This is a genomic window from Kitasatospora sp. NPDC048407 (genome assembly GCF_043200475.1).
In the GTDB taxonomy this organism is placed as follows: domain Bacteria; phylum Actinomycetota; class Actinomycetes; order Streptomycetales; family Streptomycetaceae; genus Kitasatospora.
The window spans coordinates 178,971-201,054 of record NZ_JBICXW010000010.1 but is presented as its reverse complement, the minus strand read 5'-3'; the positions used below and the strand labels follow the sequence as shown (position 1 = coordinate 201,054).

Genomic DNA, 22,084 nt, shown 5'->3' with positions numbered 1-22,084 from the left:
GGCGCCCGGTTCTACGCGGGACGCCCTCGCCACCATCGTCCGGCTCGGCGGCATCATCGTCGACGGCTGGCCAACACCCCGCCTACTCCTGGCACTTCGCCAACTCCGCCCGCCCCCGCACCCCGTACTGCCGGAACAGCCGGGTCAGGTTCGCCTCGACCGCCTTCACCGACAGGTGCAGCGTCGCCGCGATCTCCCGGTTGGTCGCCCCGGTGCGGATCAGCCCAAGGATCTGCTGCTGGGTCGGCGTCGGGTCGGCCTCCAGCGCGTCGAGCGAAGCCAGCACCGTCTCGACGTGCCGCAGCCACGGCAGGCACCCGGCGGCGGTGTACAGCGCCTGGGCGTCCTGGAGGGCGGTGCGGGCGGCGGCGCGGCGGCGGGCGCGGCGTTCCAGAACTCCCAAAGCCAAGTGGGCGCGGGCGAGTTCGAGGGGGTAGGGGTGGGCGGCGGGGAGGAGGGCGCGGAGGGTGTCGGCGGCGTGGCGGGGGTCGGTGAGGGCGGTGAGGTGGGCTTCGGCGCGGTGCAGGCCGAGGAGGACGACGTCGCGGCCGAGGCGGGTGGCGCGGTCGCGGGCGTCGGCGAGGGTGTCGGCGGCGTCGGCGGGGCGGCCGGAGAGAGCAAGTGATTCGGCGAGGTCGGCGTCCACCAGGAACAGGCTGGGGTCGGTGAACTGCATACGGCGGAGCAGGAGTTGGCAGCGGGTGAGGTGGTGGACGGCCATCGGGAGGTGGCCGAGCAGGAAGGATGCCCGGCCGCGCAGTCCGTGGGCGTAGGCGAGCCATTCGTGGTCGTGGTCGTCCTCGGCGGCGCGGATGGCGGAGTCGAGGAGGTGGGCGGCGCGTTCGGCGGTGCCGCCGTTGAGTTCGGCGGCGCCGCCGAGGACGCGGGCGGGGCCGGGGGTGGGTTCGATGCGTTCGCGCAGGTCGTGGGCGGCGCGGCCGGCGGCGTAGGCCTCGGTGCAGCGTCCGGCGCGCTCGAGGACGGAGGCGGCGATGTAGAGGACGTTGGCGAGGTCCTCGGTGCGCCCGGCGGCTTCGGTCTCGGTGCGCAGGGTCTCGACCTCGGCGAGGGCGCGGTGGGTGTCGCCGCTGCGCAGGGCGGCGACGGCGAGGCCTTCGCGGCAGACGACGGCGGCGGCGGTGGGGGGTCGGCCGGCGGCGAGGCGGCAGCCGCGTTCGAGCAGGGCGAGGCCGTGGACGGGGTCGGTGAGCAGGGTGATGGGGCCGCGCAAGGCGAGGAGTTCGACGAGCAGGTCGGGGTTGTCGGCGTGGTCGGCGTGCTTCTCGGCGGTCTCGAGTTCGGCGAATCCTTCTGCCCGGTCGCCGCGGTGCAGGGCGCGGACGGCGCGTTCCTGGTGGACGGCGGCGGTGAGGGCGGGGTGGCCGCCGGTGTCGTCGGCGGCGGCGGTGAGCAGGGCTTCGGCGCCGGGGTGGTCGGGTCCGAGCAGGCGGGCGAGCAGGAGTCGGGCGTGCACGCGCAGGTCGGCGGCGGGGGCGGTGAGCAGGGCTTCGGCGCTGGCGCGGGCGAGGTCGGGCAGTCCGGCGGCGGCGGCGTTGCGGGCGGCGGCGAGCAGGCGGCGTCCGGCGGTGTCGGGGTCGGGGGTGTGGTGGGCGGCGTGGCGGAGGAGTTCGGCGGCGGTGCCGGGGGCGCCGCGGGTGAGGGCGGTATCGGCGGCGCGGGTGAGCCGGGAGGCGAGCTGCGGGTCGGGGTGTTCGGCGGCGAGGGCCTGGTGGCGGACCTGTTCGACGGGGTCGGCGGTGAGGGCGGCGAGCAGGCGGTGAGCGTCGCGCAGGGCGGCGGGGGTGGCGTCGGCGAGGACCACTTCGGCGATCAGGGGGTGGCTGAACTGGGGTGTGCCGGACGGGATTTGGCGGACGATGCCGTGGCGGTGGGCGGCGGCGAGGGGTTCGGTGACGGTGGCGGGCAGGCCGGTGCCGGTGCGGGCGGCGGCGAGCACGGTGAGGGCGGCGCGGGCGGTGTCGGGGAGTTCGGTGAGGCGGGCGGAGACCAGGGCGCGCAGCCGGTGCGGGACGTCGAGCGGGCGGGCGGGGTCGGCGGCGAGTGCGGCGTCGCTGCCGCCGGCGGCCAGTGAGCGGCCCAACTCCAGGGCGTAGTAGGGGTTTCCGCCGCTGACGGCGTGCACCCGGCCGAGCGTGAGGCCGCTGAGGCGCAGGCCGAGCCGTTCGCGCAGCAGGGCGCCGGTGCCGCGTTCGCCGAGCGGGCCGACGGGGAGGTCGAGGGCGGTGGGCGGGCAGAGGGCGCCCATGGTGGGGGCGGCGTCGGCGTGTTCGGTGCGTTCGGTGACGGCGAACCGGACCCGGCGGTCGGTGAGGCGGCGGGCAACGAAGGCGATGACCTGGCGGCTGGCTTCGTCGAGCCACTGGGTGTCGTCGAGCAGGACGAGCACGGGGCCGCGTTCGGCGAGCCGTCGCAGGGTCTCCAGGACGGCGACGCGGACGGCCAACGGGTCGGTGGCGGCGCCGGGTTGGGGGGCGCGGTGCAGCAGCGCGCATTCGAGGGCCTGGCGCAGGTGGCTGGGGAGGAGTTCCTCTGCGAGCGCGGGGAGGGTCTCGCCGAGCAGGTCGATCAGGGCGAGGTGCGGCAGTTCGGCCTCGGCGGCGGTGGGGCTGCTGCGCAGGACCGACTCCCCTGCCGCGTCGGCCTGTTGGGCGAGTGCGTCGAGCAGTGCGGTCTTGCCGATGCCCGCCGGGCCGTGGAGCAGGACGCCGCCGGTGGCGGCGAGGGTGGCACGGATGTCGGCGAGCAGTTGCGCACGGTCGACGAGTGCGGGCCTGGCCGGACCTGCCGTGGTGTTGGCTGGTCCGGCCGGGCCGGGGAGAAAGCCGGTCATGGCGGTCAGTGTGCCGCCTTCGCCGGGCTTGCGCGAGGGTGTCACATGAACACGACACTGTCGCGACTCAGCGTTAAGTCCCCTTTAAGACTGCCCGATCGGGGGCGGATCGGGGGCCGACCGGGCAGTGGGCAGGTGGCCTGGTCAGCCGATGCTGACGTCGTCGAGCAGGAAGGTGGTCGCCAGGTAGGCGTCCTCCTGGCCGGCGAACTGAAGGTTGACGGTCTGGCCGCGGTAGGCGCTCAGGTCAATGGTCTTCTGCACGTATCCAGCGCTGGCGTTGGCGTTGGAGTAGGTGGCCAGGGTGGCGCCGTTGACGTTGACCTTCAGGGTGTCGTACGGCGTGGTGCCGGTCTCCGCGGTGGTGACCTTCAGCCAGAAGGTGAGCCTGGGGCTGCCGGTGGCGGGCACCGCGATGTTGCTCTGCGAGAGGGTCTCGCTGTTGGCGGAGCCGTAGCCCATCATCCAGGCGTACCAGGAACCGCCGTGCGGGGTCTGCTGGTTGGAGTTGGTGATGTCGTTGGCGCTCTGCGTCCAGCCGGTGGCCCCCTGTTCGAAGTCGCCGTTGGTGAGGGCGTTTCCGGGGTTCGGGTTGCCGGTGGGCGAGCCGGACGGGGACGGGCTCGGGCTGCCGGTGGAGCCGCCCGGGTCGGGCAGGGCGGTGCCGAGCGAGACGGCGGCCCAGGCCTTCGAAACGATGTACCGCTCCTGCGAGTTGGCGCCGTACAGGTCGGCGGCGGCCTGCAGGGTGGCGGTGCGGGCCGAGGAGTAGTTGGTGGTGGAGGTCATGTAGGTGGTCAGGGCGCGGTACCAGATGGCCGCCGCCTTGTCCTTGCCGATGCCGCTGAAGTTGTCGCCGTTGCACGGGGTGCCGTTGTGCGACAGGCCGCCGATGGTCTTGGCGCCGGTGCCCTCGGCGGTCAGGTAGAAGAAGTGGTTGGCGATGCCGGAGGAGTAAGGCCTGCCAGTCCGCGTGCATCGGCTACGGCGGCATCACCAATACCAAGTGGGTGTCCAAGACCGAGGTCTATGTCAACTGGAACGACAGCCGCTACACGTCCGTCCACGTCACCCCGACGCCCGCCGCGTTCAAGAAGGTCCTGGGTGGCGACGACGCCGCGAGCGACGTGAACGCGGACTGGCGGCAGGTGTGGTCCAACACCCGGATGGTCCCGGGCGCCACCCAGACCGCGCAGAACTCGACGTACCAACAGCTGCTGTGCCACGCGGAGTTCTCGTACCCCGACACCAGTGGCGGCCACCTCGGCGGTCCGACCTGGGACTTGGAGACCTGGCGCCCCGTCCTCACCGGGAACAGCGACGCCGTCCTCAAGAAGATGCTCGCCTCCAAGTGCAACTGGGACACCGACGGCTGACTATGCGGGCGGCTCGGCGGCCGGGGGCTGCTGGGCCGTCAGGAACTCCTCGCGGATCTCCTTCTCCCCGAACGGCCACGCCCGTTCGAGCTTCGCCCAGACCAGGTACGCGGCGCCGCCGAGCGCGACCCAGGCGATCGACCATTCGATCGGGTGGATACCGGGGTTGGCCCGGTCCGCCCAGCCGTAGATGACCAGCCAGCCGATCGCGGCAACGACCGAGGGCACCGGGTAGAGCCACATCCGGTAGGGGCGGGCGAGGGTCGGCTGGCGGCGGCGCAGCACGGTGACGGCGGCGATCTGGGCGAGTGCCTGGACGATCACCATGACGGTGGTGAGCAGGGTGATCAGGACCGTCAGCGGCGGGTGGGCGGCGGAGTTGCCGAGGTGCCGGGCGATCAGGAAGCCGGCGGCGGTGACGGCGCCCATGGTGAGCAGGCCGAGCACGGGGAAGCCGTGCCGGGGGTGGAGCCGGCCGAAGGCGCGGAAGAACATGCCGTCGCGGGCGGCGTCGTAGGGCACCCGGGAGCCGCCGAGTAGTCCGGCGTACACGGAGGCGAAGGCGGTGATCAGGATCAGTCCGGTGACGGTGTCGGCGGCGGCCTTGCCCCAGGTGTGCTCAAGTACGGCTGCGGCGACGGACTTTGAGGCGACGTTGTCCGGGTCGAGCATGTCCTGCCAGTGGACGACGCCGAGCACGCCGATCTGCATCAGCAGGTAGATGGTCATGATGGCGAGGATCGAGAGGATGATCGCCCGGGGCATGGTGCGGCCGGGGTTCTTGATCTCGGCGCCGAGGTAGGAGGCGGTGTTGTAGCCGAGGTAGTCATAGACGCCGATGGTCAGGCCGGCGGCGAAGCCGATCCAGAACTGTCCGTGGGTCAACTCGACGGCGTGGGCGGGCCATTCGAAGGCCATCGAGGGGTGGAAGTCGGTGAACGAGGCGAGGATCACCGCGCCCACCGAGACGATCATCACGCCCCACAGCGCGACGGTCAGCCGCCCGATGTTCTCGACCTTGCGCCACAGCAGCAGCACCACCAGCGCCAGCACGGCGACGCCGACCACGTCGCCCTGCATGGTCGTCATGCTCGGCCACAGGTAGGTGAGGTACTGCACCAGGCCCTGCACGCCGGTCGACATGATGAGCGGGATGAACAGCATCGCCGTCCACACGAACAGGAACGGCATCAGCCGTCCGGTGCGGTACTGGAACGCCTCCCGCAGGTAGACGTAGGTACCGCCGGCGCCGGGCAGCGAGGCCCCGAGTTCGGCCCAGACCAGGCCGTCGACCAGGGCGAGCAGCGCGCCGGCGATCCACCCGATGACTGCCTGCGGGCCGCCGAACGCGGCGACCATCAGCGGGATGGTGACGAACGGGCCGATCCCGCACATCTGGCTCATGTTGATCGCGGTGGCCTGGAACAGGCCGATTCTCCGGCTGAAACCTGCGGACACTGGACGCTCCGGGGGTGCGGGCGAGTGAAGTGTCCGCCTCAAGTTAAGGACGTTGACCATACCCGTCAATAGTCCGCACAGGAACGCGGAACCGATTCGCCCATGGCACCGCTCCGCCCGCGGCGCCTACGACCGCTCGCGTCGCTTGAGCTTCGCCCAGATCCGCTCCAGCGCCTCGATGTCCCGGTCGTCGAGCCGGTCGTCGAAGGACTCGGCGAGCGCGGCGCGGCGGGTGGCGTCGGCCTCGGCGAAGGTGTCGCGGCCGGCCGCGGTGAGCGCGATCCGGACGGAGCGGGCGTCGGTCGGCGACGGGAGGCGCTCGACCAGGCCGCGTGCCACCAGAGCGTCGGTGACGCGGGAGACCTGGCTGCGGCTCAGCAGGGTCTTCTCCCCCAGGTCGGAGGCGGCGACCGGCCCGTCCTGGCCGTCCAGCCAGAGCATCACCTCGAACCAGGACAGCGGCAGGTCGTGCGCGCGCCGCAGGGCCCGGTCGGCCTGCGCGGTGAGGGTCACGCCGGCCCAGACGAGGCCGTAGAAGGCGTGGTCGCGGGCGGTGAGTTCCCCCAGGCTGAGGTCGGAGCGCTTCATTCCCCCACCGTACCAATTTGCGTGTGCGCGCACACACTCCTATGGTGTGTGCACACACACGCACTATGGAGGCCCCTCGTGAACGAGACCCGCACTGTTCTGATCACCGGCACCTCGTCCGGCATCGGCCTGGCCGCCGCCGTCGCCACCGCCTCGGCGGGCTTCCAGGTGGTCGCCACCATGCGCGACCCCGCGAAGGCCGGTCCGCTGCGCGAGGCGGCCGAGGCGGCGGGGGTGGCCGGGCGGGTGCAGGTGAAGACGCTGGACGTCACCGACCCGGCCTCGGTCGCCGACTGCGTGGCGGAGGTGGTGGCCGAGCACGGGCGGCTGGACGCGCTGGTCAACAACGCGGGTGCCGGGGTGGTCGGCACCGTCGAGCAGAGCGGCACCGAGCCGTTCCGCCGGGCGATGGAGGTGAACTTCTTCGGCGTGGTGGAGACGACCCGGGCGGCCATGCCGCACCTGCGGGCCTCCGGCGGCCGGGTGGTCACCGTGACCAGTGTCGGCGGTGTGGTCGGGCAGCCGTTCAACGAGGCGTACTGCGCGGCGAAGTTCGCCGCCGAAGGCTTCCTGGAGTCGCTCGCCCCGGTCGCGGCGAGTGCGGGCGTCAGCGTGACCGTCGTCGAACCGGGCGCGGTGGCCAGCGAGTTCGTCGCGAGCCAGCAGCTCGACATTCCCGCCATGCTGGCCGAGGCCGGCCCGTACGCCCCTGCCCTGGAGGCATACATCGAGCGCACCCTGGCCTCGTTCGGCAACGCACAGAGCCCCGCCGACGCGGCCGCCCCGATCGTCGCGGCGCTCACCGCCGAGCGGCCGCCGTTCCGGATCCAGACCTCCGATTCGGCCCGCGGCTTCGTCGGCACCAAGCTGTCCGACCTGGACGGCGCGGCCGTTCAGGAGTTGACCGAAGGCTGGGTCGGGAAGACGTCGTTCCGTTTCTGAGATAACGTCAGGGCCCGTCCGGATCCGGACGTCCCGAGCCGGTGGGTGGAACCTTCGGACGTGCGACGGCTGTTGGTCCGGCCGACCGTCGCCCCGCTCCCCCGGGCGGGGCGGTAGCCGACAGGAAACGGAGCCCGACCCATGCAGAGCGGCGCGAACCGCACCAGATCCGGTAGAGGGCCGCGGCCCGTCCAGGTGGCGCTGGCCGTGGGGGTGGCCGCGGCAGTGACCGCGGGCATCGCCGTGGTCGGCCCCGAGGGCGAAGCCGCCACCGGCCGGCGTCACGGCGCGGCCTCGGCCCCGCCGTCGACCGCCGGATCCATATCGAACTCCCCTTCCCCGGCGGCGAGTTCGTCGACCTCCCGGTCCGCGACCGCGCTCCCGTCCGCACCCGGCTCTTCCCCGTCCACCGCCCTCCCGAGCGCGACCGGCACCGCCACCGCCACCTCCCAGGCGGCGCCGAAGCCGTCGCCGACCGCGGCAGCGACCACCGCGCCCGCCACCACCCGGCCGGACCTCACCGACCCGAAGTGGAAGGAGTACGCGCAGGAGTTGGTCTCCAGCGCCGAGAACTCCACCCTCGACTGGCGCTCCCAGTACCCGTACATCGAGGACATCGGCGACGGCAACGGCTACACCGCCGGAATCATCGGCTTCTGCTCCGGCACCGGCGACCTGGCGGACGTGATCACCCGCTACACCGCCCTCAAGCCGGGCAACATCCTCGCCAAGTACCTGCCGGCGCTGGCGCTGCTCGACGGCAGCCCCTCGCACCAGGGCCTCGACCCGACCTTCGTCGGTGACTGGCAGCGCGCCGCGCAGGACCCGGCGCTCCAGCAGGCCCAGAACGAGGAACGCGACCGGCAGTACTTCACTCCCGCGGTGAGTCAGGCCAAGACGGACGGGCTGCACGCGCTCGGCCAATTCGCCTACTACGACGCGCTGGTGGTGCACGGCCCGCAGGGCTTCGCCGCGATCCGCGCCACCGCCCAGACCAAGGCCAAGGCGCCCGCAAAGGGCGGCGACGAGACCGCCTACCTGGACGCCTTCCTGGACGCCCGCAAGGCCTACATGCTGGCCGGCAACCCGAACCGCAACACGTCCAGGATCGACACCGAGCAGCGGGTCTTCCTGCGCGCCGGCAACCTCGACCTCCAGCCCCCGCTGAACTGGCAGGTGTACGGCGACAGTTACACCATCCCGGCCTGACAGCTCCACCATCCCGGCCTGACAGCCCCACCGCTCCGCCGGCACCCCGGGACGTCACCCCGGGGTGCCTGGCACCACCAGCCGGTCCAGGTCGGGCGCGGCGCCGGACGGGTTGGCGAAGGTGACGCTGTTGCTGCCCGCCGCCAGCGCGAGCGCCACCGTGACGGTGCCGGGCGCGGTGAAGGCCCCGGTCGGTGCGAAGCTCACGCTCTGCACCGGGCCGCCGTTGACGGAGAGTTCGGCGGTCCGGGCGCCGGCCGACCCGTTGGTGTAGGCGATCTGCACCCGGTACGTCCCGGCGGTGGCGACGGTGATGCCGTTGACGGTCAGCGCGCCCGTCCCGGCGGTGACGGTGCCCAGGTAGCCGACCCGGTTCGCGCCGGAGCAGTCCGCGCAGGCGATCACGGCGGCCCGTCCGGTGCGGGTGTTGGCGGTGGCCTCGGCCTCGTAACTGCCGGAGCTGCCAGGGGTGGTGGGCGCGTTCACGGCCTGCTGGAGGGCGGCGCCGATGATCGCGGAACCGGTCATGTCGATGGCGGGCTCGGAGGTCTGCCAGGAGCGCACGTCGTCCACGTACCGGCTGCTGTGGCCGGTGAACGCGTTGAACGAGTCGGCGCCGCCGGGCGGGCAGGCCTTCATGCCGTCCTGGTAGCTGCCGAGTCCGCCGCTGAAGATGCTGGACGCGTTGGGCCCGTTGACCACCGCGCCGATCGGGATGGCGCCCGTCCCGTCGGTGGAGCCGTTGAGGTTGGCGACCTGGTGCTGGATGCAGTGCGGGAAGGTGGTGCCTTCGCCGACCATGAAGCTGGCGCCCCACGGGTTCGCGCCGAACAGCCAATTGCGTTGCTGAGTGGCGTAGTTGTCGAAGGAGGTGTCGCCGCTGGCCTGCTTGTAGAGCGCCTCGGTGGCGAGCAGGCCGAAGCTGTGCGAGTCGGCGTCGAAGTCGGTGTAGACCCCGCCCGCGTGGAAGATGTCGGCGGCGGCGCGGTCGGCGCCGGTCTTGGTCTGCCGCTTCAGGTCGGCGACCAGATCGGCGGAACTTACGGCCAGCCCGCCGGGGTTGCCCGCGCCTGCGATGGCCCGGATCAGGTCGGCGTGGGCGAGCGCGCTGGTGTCGTACAGGTTGAAGGTGTCACCCTTGTCATTGGCCAGGTAGCCCTTGGCCCAGTTGGCGGCGGCGGTCAGATAAGGCGTGTCGCTCTGACCCAACTGCTGGGCGGCGAGGGCGAGTTCGGCGCCACCGAACTCCATGTCGTCGCGCCAGGTGGACTCCGGGTAGTAGTCGTTCGGCGCGGCGGTGGTGAGCGGGTTCGGCGGGGCGGAGGTGTTCGCCAGCGCGTACAGCGAGGTCGCGGCCTGGTAGTACGCCTGCGCCTGGGTCGGGTTGGTGGCCGCGTTCACCTGGGCGGCCAGCGCGAACGCGGCGGAGACCCGCCCGGCCAGGTTCGGACTGACCTGCCCGCCGGGCGTGTTGGCCCGGAACACCGGCCGGTGCGCGGCGGCGTAACGGTCGGCGGACGCACTGTCGGAGTCGTCCCTCTCGGGCAGCCGCCACAGGTCGTGGTCGCCGACGAAGCTGCCGCTCGCATTGCCGGACCCGATACCGACCTGCAGGTACAGCGTCTTGCTCGACTGGTCCCACATCCGGTTCAGCCACGCCGCACCGAACTGCGCCTCCGCACCGAGTGAGGCAGGCGCGCCGCTGCCGAGTGCGCGCTGGGCGGCGAGCAGGACGGCGTCCGCGTAGGCCGTGGTGTGGGTGAACTTCAGATAGTCACCGGCGTCGAACCACCCACCGCTGACGTTCACCGGCCCCGCGATCTTCGACAGGTCGCTGTTGGTGATGACGTCGGAACCACCGCTCTGGAACGACGGGACGGCGTAGACGTTCGCGCTCGCGTCGTTCAGGTGAGCCGGCTTCCGGCCGAGCGGGCCAGCGACGGTGTCGGCGCCGTCGCGCTGGGTCTGGAAGAAGGTGACACCGTCCGCGACGAACTTGCCGTACAGCGCGGCCGGGTCGGCGACCTTGAAGTTCGGCGAGGTGGCGCTGACACCGCCGGCGACCACCACGCGGTAAGTACCGGGCGCGGTGAGGCCGGTGAGGGTGATCGGGTAGACGGCCGGATACGCGGTGTTCCACGAACCGAGACTGGTCGTGCCGACAGTGCCGGTCCTGACGGTGGCGCCGGACGCATCGACCACGCTGTAACTCGCGGACGAGACCGCGGCGCTGGTCATCAGATACGCCTGCTTCGCCTCGCCGGGCAGGAACCCCGCCTGGTCGATCCGCACCAATCCGGTGGTGGCGGCCTGCGCGGGGCCGGCGGCGAGGGCGAGCGGGGTGGCAGTGAGCGCGGCGGCGAGAAGGCCGCCGAGGGCGGCGCGTCGGGCTGGTCTCCTGGGCGTGACCATCAGCAGCTCCCAACAGTTAGGAAGTATTCCTTACCGTCCCAGGAAGCTAGAGCGCTGGCCGGACGCGGTCAAGACTCGACGCCGAGCCGACGCCCCGTCAATCCGTCGTCGGAGCGGTCAGGTCGAACGTGAAACTGAACCGATCGCCGCGACACAGCGCACGAACCAGCTCCAGCGGCCGGCCGGCGTCGTCGCGGCTGCGGCGGTGGAGCAGCAGCATCGGGAGAGCCGGCGGGGTGCCGAGACGGCGCTCCTCTGCGGTCTCGACCACCCCGAGCGCGACTTGATCGGCCGAACGTGGTGTTCGACAACGGCGCCCCGCAGCTGGTCAGGTCCTACCGGGCCGACCTGAACACCGTCGAGCACCTGGCCGTCACCGTTCCGGCGGGCGCGTCCACGGCGCGCTTCCAGTTCCGCTGCACCGGCTCCAACTCGGCGTTCTGGATGGTCGACCAGGTCGTCTTCAACTGACCGGGCCTATCGCGTCTTGACCACCACGCCGACCGCGAACGCGATCTGATCGTCGGTCAGGTCGGCGCGGGCGGTCAGGCGCAGCCGGGGCACGCCGTCGGGGACGGACGGGGGGCGGAAGCAGCCGACCGCGAGTCCTTCGTCGCGGCAGGCTGCGGCCCAGCGCACGGCGTGCTCCGGGTCGTCGGCCCGCACCGACACCACCGCGCCGTCGGGTGCGGTGGCGTCGAGGCCGAACTCGGCCAGGCGGGTGGAGAGTTCGCGGGCCACCCGGAGGGCGTCGTCGGCCCGGCCAGGTTCGGCGCGCAACAGGCGCAGCGCGCCGAGGGCGGCGCCGACCGCGGCCGGGTTGAGGCCGGTGTCGAAGATGAAGGTGCGGGCGGCGGAGATCAGGTGCCGGATCACCCGTTCGGGGCCGAGCACCACGCCGCCCTGGGAGGCGAGCGACTTGGAGAGCGTCGCGGTGGCGACCACATCGGGCTGGCCGGCGATGCCGAAGGCCGCTCCCGCGCCCGCGCCGCCGGGGCCGAGCACGCCGAGGCCGTGGGCGTCGTCGAGGACGAGTGCGGCGCCGAACTCGCGGGCGGCTTCCAGGTGTTGGTCGAGCGGGGCGGCGTTGCCGTCGACCGAGAACACCGAGTCGGTGACCACCAGGGCGCGCCGCTGGGTGCGGACGGCGAGCGCTTCGCGGACGGACTGCGGGTCGCAGTGCCGGGCCCGGGCGACCTGGCCCTTGGCGAGGCGGCAGCCGTCGATCAGCGAGGCGTGGTTGTGGGCGTCGGAGACGATCAGGGTGTCCGGGCCGGCGAGTGCGGTGAGCACGGCCAGGTTGGCGGTGTAGCCGGAGGAGAACACCAGGGCCGCCTCGTAGCCGCAGAACTCGGCGAGTTCCCGCTCGAGTTCGGTGTGCGCCGCGGTGGTGCCGGTGACCAGGCGGGATCCGGTCGACCCGCCGCCCCAGCGCAACGCGGCCTCGACGGCCGCGCCCGTGACCGCCGGGTGCCTGGTCAGCCCGAGGTAGTCGTTGGACGCGAGGTCGAGCACCTCGTCCTCGGCGGGACGGCTGCGCAGCCGCCTGGTCAGCCCGGCGGCCTCCCGTTCGGCGGCCGCCGCGTCCACCCAGTCGAACACCGTCTCCGGGCGCACGCCCCGCGTCCCCGTCCTGACCTGCGACTCTTCCATGCCCGGCACTCTGTCACCCTCCCCCGCCCGGGGGCAACGGCCGCCACCCCGATGTGCGCCTTCGCACACGCCGGGGTGGCGGCCACTGCCCGACGGCGAGTCAGTTGCGGTAGCGGAACAGGATCCGCCCTCGGGTCAGGTCGTACGGGCTGACCTCGACCAGCACGCGGTCGAACGGGAGGATCTTGATGTAGTTCTTGCGGATCTTTCCGCTGATGTGGGCGAGCACCTGGTGGCCGTTCTGGAGTTCCACCTTGAAGGTGGCGTTGCGCAGGCACTCCAGTACGGTGCCCTCGATTTCCAGGCCTTTGGCGATACGCGGCAAGACAGCTCGTTTCTCGAGTCGGTGAAGCGAAATGTGGTGGGTGGTGCCGGTGTCAGTGCGGGCGGCGCACCAGTTCGGCGAGGTGGCCCGTGCGCCGGGCACCGAAGTGCTCGAACAGGGTGGTGGCGGCGGTGTTGGCCTGGTCGATCTCCGTCCACGCGGATTCGATGCCGGCCTCGTCGAGCGCGGCCAGCGCGTGCCCGAGCAGGGCCCGCCCCGCCCCGCGCCGCCGGTACTCGGCACGCACGGCGAGCAGCCCGATCCGGGCCCGCCTGCCCCGCGACACCACCCGGATCAGCCCCGCGTACTGCCCGCTCACCAGGGCGACGGCGTACAGCGAAGGATCCACCAACGTGTCCCCCGCCGGGCCGGACCTGAGCTCGACGGGCATCGTGTGCCAGCCGACTTCAGCCTCGACCTGTGCCCGCACCTCACGGTCGAGCTCACGCAGCAGCCCTTCGTCGGCCGTACCGGCAGGAAGAATCGTCACGCCCTCCGGGACCTGACCGCCACCGTCCGTGCGGGTGGGCAACAGGTACTCCCACTCACGCCGCCCGACGGCGAACCCGGCCCGCTCCCAACGGGACGCCAGTTCGGCGTCCTCGCCGCCGACCAGCGTGTGCAGCACAGCGCCCGACAGCTCGCCCAGCATCGCCTCGGCGAGCGGGTCGAACGCCTCGTCCTGCCACACGTCGATACTGACGAAGAGTCGGCCGTCGGGCCGCTCGGAGACATCACCGTGGCCGACGATCCGCTCGTCCGCCACCGCCTGCCACTGGGCCTCGTCGACCCGGGAAATCATCACAGTGTTCATGGCTGTCGCCCTTCGAAAGTGCCTGCATACCAAGGCGCTCCCGACAGCAGCTCAATCAGCCGCACACCGTGAGGAAAAGGGGGAGCACCCACCTTGGTCCAGCTCTCATGGGTGTTCACCTCCTCGCGTCCTGTCACGGTGATCCGTACGTTAGCAACCGCCCTTCGCCCCCGCCAAGCGATTTAATTTCCCCCGCGCTGTCCTGTCTCACGTGAGGTTGCCGCTGCCTCACCGGACCTTGGTGGCTCCGGACTTGGTCCCGGTCGTTGTTGCCGGTGAGGGGCCAGCCGGCGATGCTGAACCGGCCCGGCTGAGCGATCGGTCGCCTTCGAACGTCCGCACGGTGATCGATAGGGTGCGCAGTGACGTACCGCCGCCACCGGCGCGGAGCGGGACCAGGGGCCGCGCCGATCGGGGACGCGATCAACAGCGACACCAACATTGACGCGGTGACCCACCAGTTCGACGGCGAAAAGCCGGCGCCCGCCTACCGGGTGCCGAAGACCCGGATCGAGGAGGCGTTCGGCTGATGGCACGGCGGGGTCCCAAGGCGGAGCAGGCGTACCGCGAACACCTGGTGGGCTGGATGCGGCTGCCGGAGGCGCACCTGGAGCCGGGAGAGCGGCTGTTCGGGGTCTGCGACCTCGGGCTCGACCCGTACGTCCGGCGGGAGCTTCCCCGGCGGTACCGGGTCGAGAAGCCGCCGGTGCCCGGCCGCGAGCCGGCCCGGCCCGGCAAGGGGCGGGGCTGTCTGACCGTCCTCCTGCTGCCGTTCCAGCTGCTCAACGTGGCGGGTTGGGTCGAGGAGCTCGGCGAGGCGCTGTTCGAGAAGAGCTTCAAGGGGCTCCGCCGGGCGCTTCACGGCAGGCCGCTCGTGGGCGGATGGGGTTCGCTGGCCGGTCGGTTCGTGATCGCGGTCCGCACCGGGCCGCTGCGCCACCGTGCCTTTCGGCACAACCGGGCGCTGCTGGCGGTCACCGAGCGGCGGGTGCTGCTGGTGGACCACGACAACGGTGAGCTGATGGGTGCCTTCGGCCGCGCGGAGCTGCACCGCACCGGCGTCCGCCGCTCCCGCCAGCCCGAGCGGGTGGACCTGGTCTTCGCGGACGGTTCGCTGCTCGCCGTGGTCGCCGACTCCCCGGCCGACGCGGATTCCCTGTCCGCACTGGTCCGGGGGTAGGGAAGTGAGATGCGGAATCAGCCGCCCGCGAGTACCGACAGGATCTTGCGGGCGGTTCGGACGGTGGGAAGCGGGTGACGGGTCGGCAGCCCCAGGAGCGTCCGCTCGGCGAGGACGCGCCGCTCCGTCCCGGTCAGTACCCACAGCCCGTCCTGCTGGGCGTCCACAGCGGCGTCGGTCCGGTCCTCGGCCGCAGCCGGCCGCGCAGCGAAGCATGGTCCGCCGGGCGGTGACGGCCGCGCAGCGGATTGACGTCCGGATCGAACCGCCACTAGCGTGGTTGCAGTTGGATCGGTGAGGCGACCGTCGCGAGGGGATCATCACGGTGAGCATCAGCAGCAGGAGCGCGGTGGCGATCCACGCACTCACCATGCTGGGGCGCTGGGACCACTCGCTGACATCCGCGGAGATCGCGGAGAGCCTGGCCAGCAATCCGGTTCTGGTGCGGCGGATCCTCGGCAGCCTGCGGGACGCCGGCCTGGTCTCGTCCACCGAGGGGCGCAACGGCGGCTGGTCGCTCGCCCGGCCCGCCCGCGAGATCACGCTCTACGACGCCTACACGGCGGTGGAGGCGGGGCCGATCCTGTCGCGGCACCCGCACCCGCCGAGCGCCGAGTGCGAGGTGGGGCGGAACATGCAGAAGCTGCTCGAGGCGGAGTTCCAGGACGCGGAGCGGGCCATGAAGGAACGGCTCGGGCGGACGACGATCGCCCACCTCGTCCGGCAAGTGCTGGCCAGTGAGCGCGAGCTCGCGCAACGCGTCACCAGCTGATCGATGGCGGAGGCAGTGCCTCCGCCGCTTTTTTGCCCAAACTGTAACTATCATGGTGGCGGTAAGTCGCCCGAAGGGCCTCGAATGACTTCCACGTCGACAACGACCGGCCGGACCGGCTCGGGGATGGGCTTACTCGCCGTCCTGATGCCGGCGATCCTCGTCACGGTCACGGCCAGCGACATGGTCAACCTGATGCTTCCGACGATCGGGGCCGAGTTCGGCGCCTCCGAGGCGGAACTCGCCTGGGTCGTCACCGGCTTCCTGCTGATGTTCTCCGTCGGGATCCCCCTGTACGGCCGCATCTCGGACCGGGTGAGCCTGCGCCGGCTCTTCGCGTTCGCACTCCTCAGCTACGCCCTCGGGAGCCTGATCTGCGCGCTCTCCCCGAACCTGGCCGTGCTCGTGGCCGGGCGGATCGTGACGGGCGTCGGCGCGGCCGCGATCCCCGTGCTGTCGGTCATCGCCGTCACGACGCTGCTGCCGCCGGAGCGGCGCGGTGCCGGGATCGGCGTCGTCTCGGCCGGTGCGGGCGTCGGCACCGCCGCCGGGCCGGCGCTGGGCGGCGGCATCGGGGAGGCGCTCGGCTGGCCCGCACTGTTCTGGATCACGCTCGTGGTCTCGCTGCTGCTGGTCCCGGCCCTGCGGGTACTCCCGGACGAGGCTCCGCAGGGCTCGGGCCGACTCGACCTCCCGGACGGCGCCCTGCTCGGCCTCGGGGCCGGTCTCGTCCTGTTCGGCATGACCCGGGCGCAGGTCTCCGGCTTCACCGACCCGCTGTCCTGGGGCAGCCTGCTGGTCGCCGTCGCGGCGCTCGTGGTCTTCGGGGTGCGCACCGTCCGGGTCGATCAGCCGTTCGTTCCGCCGTCGCTGTTCACCGACCGCGTCTACCGGACCGGCATCCTCGTCGCGTTCCTGGCGATGGCCGTCAACCTCGGCGGTCTGGTGTTCGTCCCGCTGCTGCTCGTGGAGGTCAACGAACTCACCCCGGGCAAGGGCGCGTTGGTCATGATCCCGGCCGGCGTCGTGACCGCGCTCCTCTCGCCGTGGATCGGACGCCTCGCCGGCCGCGTCGATGCGCGGGTCCTGGTGCTCCTCGGGCTCGGCCTCATCGGCCTGTTCTCGCTGTTCCTCTCGTCCTTCGCCGGCGGCTCCTCGGTGGTCTTCGCCGGTGCCGGGATCCTCGGGCTGAGCATCGGCTTCATGTTCGTGATGACCAGCATCATCGGCGCCGCGGCGAGCGAACTGCCCCCCGAGCAGGTCGGTGCCGGCCTCGGGATCCTCCAGGGGGCCCAGTTCCTCGGGGCCGGTACCGGCCCGGCCGTGTTCGGTGTGCTGGTGTCCGCGAGGCAGCAGAGCGGCAGCGACGCCATCAACCCCCTCTTCTCCGGCCACCACGGCTCGGCCTACTCCGACGCCTTCCTGGCCATGGCCGTGGTCGTCGTCCTCACGCTCGTCCTCGCGTCCCGGATGCGTCCCGCACCGGCGGTGGAGGGCGAGGCGGCTCCGGCGGCCTCGTCGGCGCAGGAACTGAACAACGTCCAGTAGGAACGCGACTCGTCCCGTCCAGGGCGGGATCTCTTCTGCTGCGCAGAATCTCACGACCCAGTGTTCCGAGGAGGATCACGTGAAGACCGTTGTTGTCACGGGGGGCACTTCCGGTATCGGGCAGGCGCTCGCCAACACCTGTCTCGGCCGGGGCGACCAGGTGGTCGTCATCGCTCCGGACCCGGTGAAGGGGAAGAAGTACCTCGACGCGGCGCAGAAGTCGGGCGCGGCCGACCGCGCCTTCTTCATCGAGGCCGACCTCAGCCTCGTCAGCGCGAACCGGCGCGTGATCGCGGAGATCGAGGACCGGTTCGAGGCGGTGGACGTACTCGTGCTGTGCGCGCGGTACTTCCGCAGCCGTCGGCTGGTCACCTCCGAGGGCATCGAGCACAACTTCGCGCTCTACTACCTCAGCCGGTACCTGCTCGGGTACGGCCTCGCCGACCTGATGAACAAGGCCGAGACGCCGGTCGTGATGAACATCGCCGGTCCCGGCGTGGGGGCGCCGGGCATCCACTGGAACGACCTCGGGCTCGAACGGGGCTACGACGGCTGGTCGGCCATGTTCCAGGGCGGCCGGCTCAACGACCTCCTCGGTGTCTCGTTCGCCGAGGACGGGAGCGCGCGTCGCGCCCGGTACGTGCTGCTGTTCCCCGGTGGGACGCGCACCGGTTTCGCGGGCGAGTTCGACGCCGTCACCGCGGCGCACATCGACCGGATGAAGCGGGCCGCGCAGCCGGTCGAGTTCACCGTCCCGCCGATCCTCGAGATCGTCGACTCCCCGCCTCGGGAGCCGCTGAGCGCCTTCGCGGAGGGCACGCCCCTCAGCCTGCTGCGCCCTGCGTTCGACAAGGGCGCCGCGGCGCGGCTCGACAGCATCACCAGGGAACTCCTGCGCGAGAAGGCGGGCGCCTCATGACGAACGGCCCGCAGCCGGTGCCCGCTCCGCGCTGAATCGCCGCCCGCCCCCGCGACGGCTGGAACGAACTCCCGAAATCCTCCACAACATCCGCCACCGGCCGGCCGCAGGTGCTGTCGGGGGCGCGTGGCAGGCTTGGCGGGTCCGCGAAGCGGGGAAGGTCCGGGGCGAACGGGAGGGGGCCGGAGATGCAGCGTCAGATCAGGTCGGCAGCGGTGTGGTGGCTGTGGATGCCAGTGACCGCCGGGCTGGTGTGGGTGGTGAAGCATGCGGTGTTCGGCGGGTTCGGGCAGCAGGACCAGAGCTATGCGCTGTGGCTGAAGCGGCAGTTCTTCCCGCACGGCGGGCTGGTCGATGCCGCGCCGCTGTTCTGGTTCTGGATCGCGGTGGGGTTGTGCGGCACGGTCTGGGCGGTGGTCTACATCGTGGACGAGTCCGGGGTGCCCTTCGGCGGTTGGCGGTCGGTGCTCTCCGTCTCGGTGGTGCTGCTGGCGCTGGTCGGTTCGCTGGTGCGGGCCGGCACGGGCGTGTGGGACAACGACAAGGACGCGGGCCGGTTCTACGCGGCGGCGACGATTCTCGACGTGCCGGCCGGCGGCTCCACGCCGCCCCGTTCGGTGCTGCCGGTGACGGAGCACTCCCGGCCCGGTGACGGCAGCCGGTGCGATCTGGTGGGTACGGCGGACGTGCCGGCCTGTGTGAAGACCGCGTCGATGCCGGCCTTCGACTTCGAGGCGCGCACCGCCTCGTACGCGGCGGCGACCAAGGCGCTCACGGACAGCGCCGGTCTCTCCTCGGGCGTCCACCTGATGAACCACAGCCTGCACTACCTGCCCGGCGCAGCCAGTGGCGGCGCGTGGACGGCGGTGCTGGACGGTTCGGGCGAACAGCCGATGGAGGGCGTCGCGGTCTGGGACGGCAAGTCCAACTCGGTGGTCAGCTGCGCGTTCCGCGGCGACCACGCGTTCAACCGGGCATTCGGCGGGACGGGCGCGGTCAGCCTGCGCAACCTGCTCGCCGAGAGGTTCCCGGGCCTGGTCTACAGCGACCAGGACATCTGGGGCTACTGCGACGGCCCCGACCCGCGTACCGCCCAGCCGGTGGTGGTCATCTCGGTGGCCCGGGAGACCGGTTGGAAGCAGCGCACCGTCCTGGCCCCGGCCGGGGTGCTGGTGCTGCGCGGGTCGTCGAACGGGAAGCCCGACGTGACGTACCGGGCGCAGGTCGAACCGGGCGAGCTGCCGGGGGCGGTGTACCCGGCGTCGGTGGTGCGCTCGCAGATCCACGAGGTGCAGTGGCTGGGCGGCCGCGGCGCGAAGGACGACCAGGGCTTCGGTTTCGCGCACACCTCGGCGGGCACCAACGCCACCAACCCCGGTGAGTTCCTGCTCCGTTCGAAGGCGGACGGCCACCTGTACTACGTGACGCCACTGGTCCCCCGCGAGAGCTCCTCCCAGCTGGTGGTGGCGTTCGCCGTCCTCCAGGCGGACCGGGCCGGCGGCGGCCTCAACGACCTGCACGTGTACGTCCGCAGCGACGACGCCCCCGCCGTGAACCTGGACGTGCTGGCCAGCCGGATGGTCTCCTACATGGCGCAGCAGACCTCGATCACCATCAGCGCCGGCCAGGGCGGCGCACTCCAGGAGATCATCCCGTTCGGCCGGGACATGTGGCGCGGCTTCGTGGACTTCAGCGGCCAGACCCAGGACTACATCGACCTCTCCGGCGACGCCACCGTCACCCCCAACCTGGTCTCCCTCACCGGCCAGATCCCGGCCCCGGGCGGCCAACCCCAACCCCAGCCTCAACCCCAGCCCCAACCCTCGGGCCAACCCAACGCCAACTGCGCCGGCGACCCGAGCCAGCTGACCAACACCCAACTCGCCGCCTGTATCGCCGAGTTGTCGAAGGCCCTGCAGGGCCGGGTGAAGGACTGACGGAACTCCCGCCGCGGGCCGGTCATCGTCCCGGCCCGCGGTCGGTGGAGAGGCGAGTGCAGTGAACCCGCTACTCCGGGAGTCCGGCGGCGCCGTCGCCGAGCGCATCGTGCCCACGGCGCTGAGGGTCCCTGCCACCCTCGCCAGGTTCGGGCGTCGGTGCGAGCTCTGGCAGTTCGACACCGACGCCACCGTCGAGGACGTCCGGCTGATCATCTGCATGGGCGCGGTCCGGCTCGCCCTCGGCTCCTCAGCGGCCACCGACTCCGACGACGCGGCCGAATCCCGGCCGCCGACATCGCCCGGTCCGTCAGCACCCGACCCGCCCACGAACTCCTCACCGCTCGCCCCCGCCATCTCCCGCCCCGTGACCGGCAGTCGGCCGATCGCCTCATCGCCCTCAGACTCCACGAGCGGCCCGGCGGCCATCCGCTGGGAGCGCCTCTCCGTACTGGTCAGGGACTTCACCGCCACCTACGACCAGACCCACCGGCCGTAAAACCGCCGGTCGGGCGGATACGGTGAGCGCGATCGAGGAGAGAGGGCGCACGATGACGGTGCCGAGCATCGAGACGGCCAGGATCTGGCAACGCCCGCTGCGGAACGTCGAGCCGGGGCTGACGGACCGCGAACTGGACGCCGTGGAGGCCCGGTTCGGGTTCCGGTTCGCGCCCGACCACCGGGTGTTCCTGGCGGCGGGCCTGCCGACCGGACCGCACTGGCCGGACTGGCGGCACGGCGATCCGGAGGAACTGCGCGAGCAACTCGCCTGGCCGGTCGAGGGCACGCTGTTCGACGTCCGTAGCAACGGGTTCTGGTATCCGCGCTGGGGTCCGCGGCCGGAGGACGCGTCGGAGCGGGAGCGGGTCGCCCGGGCCGCGCTGGCGTCCGTGCCGCAACTGGTGCCGCTGCATGGCCACCGCTACCTGCCTCCGGCGCCGTTCGGGCCGGGGCACCCGGTGCTGTCGGTGTACCAGACCGACATCATCGAGTACGGCCACGACCTGGCCGACTGGCTGCGCGTCGAGTTCACGAACATGCCCGGCAACCGCAAGACGCGCCCCGTCTTCACCGTCCCGTTCTGGTCGTACTTCGTGGTGGGCGATCCGGAGAGCACCGTCACCACCCCGCACGATCCGACGGCCACCACCGCGGCCGAGGCGGTGGAGTACCTGCGGATGCTGGCGCTGGAACGGCTGGTGGGCCGCCAGGTGTACGACGATCAGCTGATCACAGCGGGCCTGGTGGCGGACGCACTCGGCGTCGACGCGCCCTCACCGCCGCGCCTCGCCCGGCTCCCGGAGAGGGAACACGACCAGGCGGTACCTCTCTTCGAACAGGTGCTGGCCGAACTGCGGTTCTCCGACTCCCTCCCCGCCGACGACACCGACCTGCCGTACGAGCGCGCCCGCTGGGAACTGGTCCGCTGGTGGCTGCGCCTGATCGTGGACGGCGGCCTGCGCGCCTCGACCGGCATCAGCGTGATCACCCACGGCGGCTGGGCACCACTCGCCTACCCGGAATCGCTCCGCCCACTGATCGACCTCGGCCCGGAACGCCTCTCCCCGGACACCCTCAGCCGCACCGACCTGGCCCGCGCGGCCGTCACCGAGGCCCGCCGCCTACTGGCCGGCCCCTGGCCGCCACCGCCCTACTCGCCGTCCGAGCCCGCCGAGCCGTCCGAGCCCGCCGCGCCCTGCTCGTAGGCGGTCATGGTGCGGACGAACAGCGCGCGTTCGGCGGGCGTGAGCGGGGCGAACGCGGCCTGCCAGGCGGCGGCGCCGTTGGCGAGCCAGCGCTCGATCGCGGTGCGCGTCGCGGGGTCGCAGCTGAGCGAGACGATGGTGCGGCGGCGGTCCGAGGGGTCGGGGCAGCGCTCCAGGACGCCCTGACGGGTGAGGTCGCCGACCATCAAACTCACCGTGGTGGGCGCGACTTCGAGCCGCGCGGCCAGCGTCCCGACCGGCATCGGGCCGTCGTACACCAGGTACGAGAGCAGCGACAGGTGCCGGGGCGCGAGCTGGAAGCCGGCCAGCGCGTCGGGAACGGCGATCCGCTTGACCCGCGCCGCCACCCGGGGCATCAGCAGCAGCATGGCCC

At 72.0% G+C, this 22,084-nt stretch carries 22 protein-coding genes and 1 pseudogene; 12 read left to right on the top strand and 11 right to left on the bottom strand.

Features of this window, described 5'->3' with window-relative positions:
- Window positions 1–82 precede the first annotated feature (82 nt).
- Window positions 83–2,851, bottom strand: a complete 2,769-nt coding sequence (locus ACGFWJ_RS20465; protein WP_392951426.1) for an AAA family ATPase — start codon at window positions 2,849–2,851, stop codon at window positions 83–85.
- A gap of 144 nt (window positions 2,852–2,995) precedes the next feature.
- Window positions 2,996–3,796, bottom strand: a complete 801-nt coding sequence (locus ACGFWJ_RS20460) for a M4 family metallopeptidase (protein WP_392951577.1) — start codon at window positions 3,794–3,796, stop codon at window positions 2,996–2,998.
- Between the two features lie 65 nt (window positions 3,797–3,861).
- On the opposite strand from ACGFWJ_RS20460, the gene ACGFWJ_RS20455 reads away from it, so the two are divergent.
- Window positions 3,862–4,227 carry a DUF2599 domain-containing protein gene (locus ACGFWJ_RS20455; RefSeq protein ID WP_392951423.1) on the top strand — a complete coding sequence of 122 codons (366 nt, stop codon included), beginning with the start codon at window positions 3,862–3,864 and terminating at the stop codon, window positions 4,225–4,227.
- On the opposite strand, the gene ACGFWJ_RS20450 is transcribed toward ACGFWJ_RS20455, so the two are convergent.
- Both ACGFWJ_RS20450 and ACGFWJ_RS20445 read right to left on the bottom strand, forming a co-directional pair.
- Window positions 4,228–5,745, bottom strand: a complete 1,518-nt coding sequence (locus ACGFWJ_RS20450) for an APC family permease (protein WP_392951421.1) — start codon at window positions 5,743–5,745, stop codon at window positions 4,228–4,230.
- A 66-nt stretch (window positions 5,746–5,811) separates the two neighbouring features.
- Window positions 5,812–6,273 (bottom strand): MarR family winged helix-turn-helix transcriptional regulator, encoded by a 462-nt coding sequence (locus ACGFWJ_RS20445; protein WP_392951418.1) that lies wholly within the window; start codon window positions 6,271–6,273, stop codon window positions 5,812–5,814.
- A gap of 78 nt (window positions 6,274–6,351) precedes the next feature.
- On the opposite strand from ACGFWJ_RS20445, the gene ACGFWJ_RS20440 reads away from it, so the two are divergent.
- Together ACGFWJ_RS20440 and ACGFWJ_RS20435 are read left to right on the top strand one after the other, a co-directional pair.
- Window positions 6,352–7,215 (top strand): SDR family NAD(P)-dependent oxidoreductase, encoded by an 864-nt coding sequence (locus tag ACGFWJ_RS20440; protein WP_392951416.1) that lies wholly within the window; start codon window positions 6,352–6,354, stop codon window positions 7,213–7,215.
- 321 nt (window positions 7,216–7,536) lie between these two features.
- Complete coding sequence (locus tag ACGFWJ_RS20435; RefSeq protein WP_392951575.1) at window positions 7,537–8,424, top strand: chitosanase; 888 nt, start codon at window positions 7,537–7,539, stop codon at window positions 8,422–8,424.
- Between the two features lie 54 nt (window positions 8,425–8,478).
- Here the strand turns inward: ACGFWJ_RS20435 and ACGFWJ_RS20430 are convergent, their stop codons facing one another.
- Together ACGFWJ_RS20430 and ACGFWJ_RS20425 are read right to left on the bottom strand one after the other, a co-directional pair.
- Window positions 8,479–10,836 carry a glycoside hydrolase family 9 protein gene (locus tag ACGFWJ_RS20430; protein WP_392951413.1) on the bottom strand — a complete coding sequence of 786 codons (2,358 nt, stop codon included), beginning with the start codon at window positions 10,834–10,836 and terminating at the stop codon, window positions 8,479–8,481.
- A 97-nt stretch (window positions 10,837–10,933) separates the two neighbouring features.
- Window positions 10,934–11,083, bottom strand: a pseudogene (locus ACGFWJ_RS20425) (UTRA domain-containing protein); the annotation flags it as partial.
- A 50-nt stretch (window positions 11,084–11,133) separates the two neighbouring features.
- On the opposite strand from ACGFWJ_RS20425, the gene ACGFWJ_RS20420 reads away from it, so the two are divergent.
- Window positions 11,134–11,307 (top strand): hypothetical protein, encoded by a 174-nt coding sequence (locus ACGFWJ_RS20420; RefSeq protein ID WP_392951410.1) that lies wholly within the window; start codon window positions 11,134–11,136, stop codon window positions 11,305–11,307.
- Between the two features lie 6 nt (window positions 11,308–11,313).
- Here ACGFWJ_RS20420 and ACGFWJ_RS20415 read toward each other — a convergent pair whose 3' ends face one another.
- From ACGFWJ_RS20415 to ACGFWJ_RS20405, 3 genes are all read right to left on the bottom strand, one after another.
- Window positions 11,314–12,489, bottom strand: a complete 1,176-nt coding sequence (locus tag ACGFWJ_RS20415; RefSeq protein WP_392951407.1) for an 8-amino-7-oxononanoate synthase — start codon at window positions 12,487–12,489, stop codon at window positions 11,314–11,316.
- A gap of 100 nt (window positions 12,490–12,589) precedes the next feature.
- Window positions 12,590–12,814 (bottom strand): translation initiation factor IF-1, encoded by a 225-nt coding sequence (gene infA, locus ACGFWJ_RS20410; RefSeq protein ID WP_043911924.1) that lies wholly within the window; start codon window positions 12,812–12,814, stop codon window positions 12,590–12,592.
- Window positions 12,815–12,866: 52 nt separating this feature from the next.
- Window positions 12,867–13,628 (bottom strand): GNAT family N-acetyltransferase, encoded by a 762-nt coding sequence (locus ACGFWJ_RS20405; protein ID WP_392951403.1) that lies wholly within the window; start codon window positions 13,626–13,628, stop codon window positions 12,867–12,869.
- Window positions 13,629–13,990: 362 nt separating this feature from the next.
- On the opposite strand from ACGFWJ_RS20405, the gene ACGFWJ_RS20400 reads away from it, so the two are divergent.
- Both ACGFWJ_RS20400 and ACGFWJ_RS20395 read left to right on the top strand, forming a co-directional pair.
- Window positions 13,991–14,158 carry a hypothetical protein gene (locus ACGFWJ_RS20400; RefSeq protein WP_387866394.1) on the top strand — a complete coding sequence of 56 codons (168 nt, stop codon included), beginning with the start codon at window positions 13,991–13,993 and terminating at the stop codon, window positions 14,156–14,158.
- Window positions 14,158–14,808 (top strand): hypothetical protein, encoded by a 651-nt coding sequence (locus ACGFWJ_RS20395; RefSeq protein ID WP_392951400.1) that lies wholly within the window; start codon window positions 14,158–14,160, stop codon window positions 14,806–14,808. Before ACGFWJ_RS20400 ends, ACGFWJ_RS20395 begins: the two co-directional genes overlap by 1 nt.
- Window positions 14,809–14,825: 17 nt before the next feature.
- On the opposite strand, the gene ACGFWJ_RS20390 is transcribed toward ACGFWJ_RS20395, so the two are convergent.
- A complete protein-coding gene (locus ACGFWJ_RS20390; protein ID WP_392951397.1) occupies window positions 14,826–14,975 on the bottom strand; it encodes a hypothetical protein in 150 nt (49 codons plus the stop codon).
- 158 nt (window positions 14,976–15,133) lie between these two features.
- On the opposite strand from ACGFWJ_RS20390, the gene ACGFWJ_RS20385 reads away from it, so the two are divergent.
- The 6 genes from ACGFWJ_RS20385 to ACGFWJ_RS20360 all read left to right on the top strand — a co-directional run bounded on the left by ACGFWJ_RS20385 (window position 15,134) and on the right by ACGFWJ_RS20360 (window position 21,690).
- Entirely contained in the window at window positions 15,134–15,580 is a 447-nt protein-coding gene (locus ACGFWJ_RS20385) for an RrF2 family transcriptional regulator (RefSeq protein ID WP_387641097.1), read from the top strand.
- Window positions 15,581–15,664: 84 nt separating this feature from the next.
- Complete coding sequence (locus tag ACGFWJ_RS20380; protein WP_392951394.1) at window positions 15,665–17,128, top strand: MFS transporter; 1,464 nt, start codon at window positions 15,665–15,667, stop codon at window positions 17,126–17,128.
- Between the two features lie 79 nt (window positions 17,129–17,207).
- The gene (locus ACGFWJ_RS20375) at window positions 17,208–18,047 is read left to right on the top strand and encodes an SDR family NAD(P)-dependent oxidoreductase (RefSeq protein WP_392951391.1); all 840 of its coding nucleotides are present in this window, start codon (window positions 17,208–17,210) and stop codon (window positions 18,045–18,047) included.
- A gap of 188 nt (window positions 18,048–18,235) precedes the next feature.
- Window positions 18,236–19,984, top strand: coding sequence for a hypothetical protein (locus tag ACGFWJ_RS20370; protein WP_392951388.1), 1,749 nt, complete (start codon window positions 18,236–18,238; stop codon window positions 19,982–19,984).
- A gap of 61 nt (window positions 19,985–20,045) precedes the next feature.
- A complete protein-coding gene (locus tag ACGFWJ_RS20365; protein WP_392951386.1) occupies window positions 20,046–20,483 on the top strand; it encodes a hypothetical protein in 438 nt (145 codons plus the stop codon).
- A 52-nt stretch (window positions 20,484–20,535) separates the two neighbouring features.
- Window positions 20,536–21,690, top strand: a complete 1,155-nt coding sequence (locus ACGFWJ_RS20360) for a hypothetical protein (RefSeq protein ID WP_392951383.1) — start codon at window positions 20,536–20,538, stop codon at window positions 21,688–21,690.
- On the opposite strand, the gene ACGFWJ_RS20355 is transcribed toward ACGFWJ_RS20360, so the two are convergent.
- A complete protein-coding gene (locus tag ACGFWJ_RS20355; RefSeq protein ID WP_392951572.1) occupies window positions 21,636–22,079 on the bottom strand; it encodes a MarR family winged helix-turn-helix transcriptional regulator in 444 nt (147 codons plus the stop codon). The genes ACGFWJ_RS20360 and ACGFWJ_RS20355 overlap by 55 nt on opposite strands.
- Window positions 22,080–22,084 lie beyond the last annotated feature (5 nt).

Coding starts and splice junctions, on each gene's coding strand:
- ACGFWJ_RS20445 (WP_392951418.1), bottom strand. CDS start 6,273: ATGAAGCGCTCCGACCTCAGCCTGGGGGAACTCACCGCCCGCGACCAC.
- ACGFWJ_RS20415 (WP_392951407.1), bottom strand. CDS start 12,489: ATGGAAGAGTCGCAGGTCAGGACGGGGACGCGGGGCGTGCGCCCGGAG.
- ACGFWJ_RS20370 (WP_392951388.1), top strand. CDS start 18,236: ATGCAGCGTCAGATCAGGTCGGCAGCGGTGTGGTGGCTGTGGATGCCA.
- ACGFWJ_RS20465 (WP_392951426.1), bottom strand. CDS start 2,851: ATGACCGGCTTTCTCCCCGGCCCGGCCGGACCAGCCAACACCACGGCA.
- ACGFWJ_RS20380 (WP_392951394.1), top strand. CDS start 15,665: ATGACTTCCACGTCGACAACGACCGGCCGGACCGGCTCGGGGATGGGC.
- ACGFWJ_RS20430 (WP_392951413.1), bottom strand. CDS start 10,836: ATGGTCACGCCCAGGAGACCAGCCCGACGCGCCGCCCTCGGCGGCCTT.
- ACGFWJ_RS20395 (WP_392951400.1), top strand. CDS start 14,158: ATGGCACGGCGGGGTCCCAAGGCGGAGCAGGCGTACCGCGAACACCTG.
- ACGFWJ_RS20360 (WP_392951383.1), top strand. CDS start 20,536: ATGACGGTGCCGAGCATCGAGACGGCCAGGATCTGGCAACGCCCGCTG.
- ACGFWJ_RS20355 (WP_392951572.1), bottom strand. CDS start 22,079: ATGCTGCTGCTGATGCCCCGGGTGGCGGCGCGGGTCAAGCGGATCGCC.
- ACGFWJ_RS20405 (WP_392951403.1), bottom strand. CDS start 13,628: ATGAACACTGTGATGATTTCCCGGGTCGACGAGGCCCAGTGGCAGGCG.
- ACGFWJ_RS20450 (WP_392951421.1), bottom strand. CDS start 5,745: ATGGTCAACGTCCTTAACTTGAGGCGGACACTTCACTCGCCCGCACCC.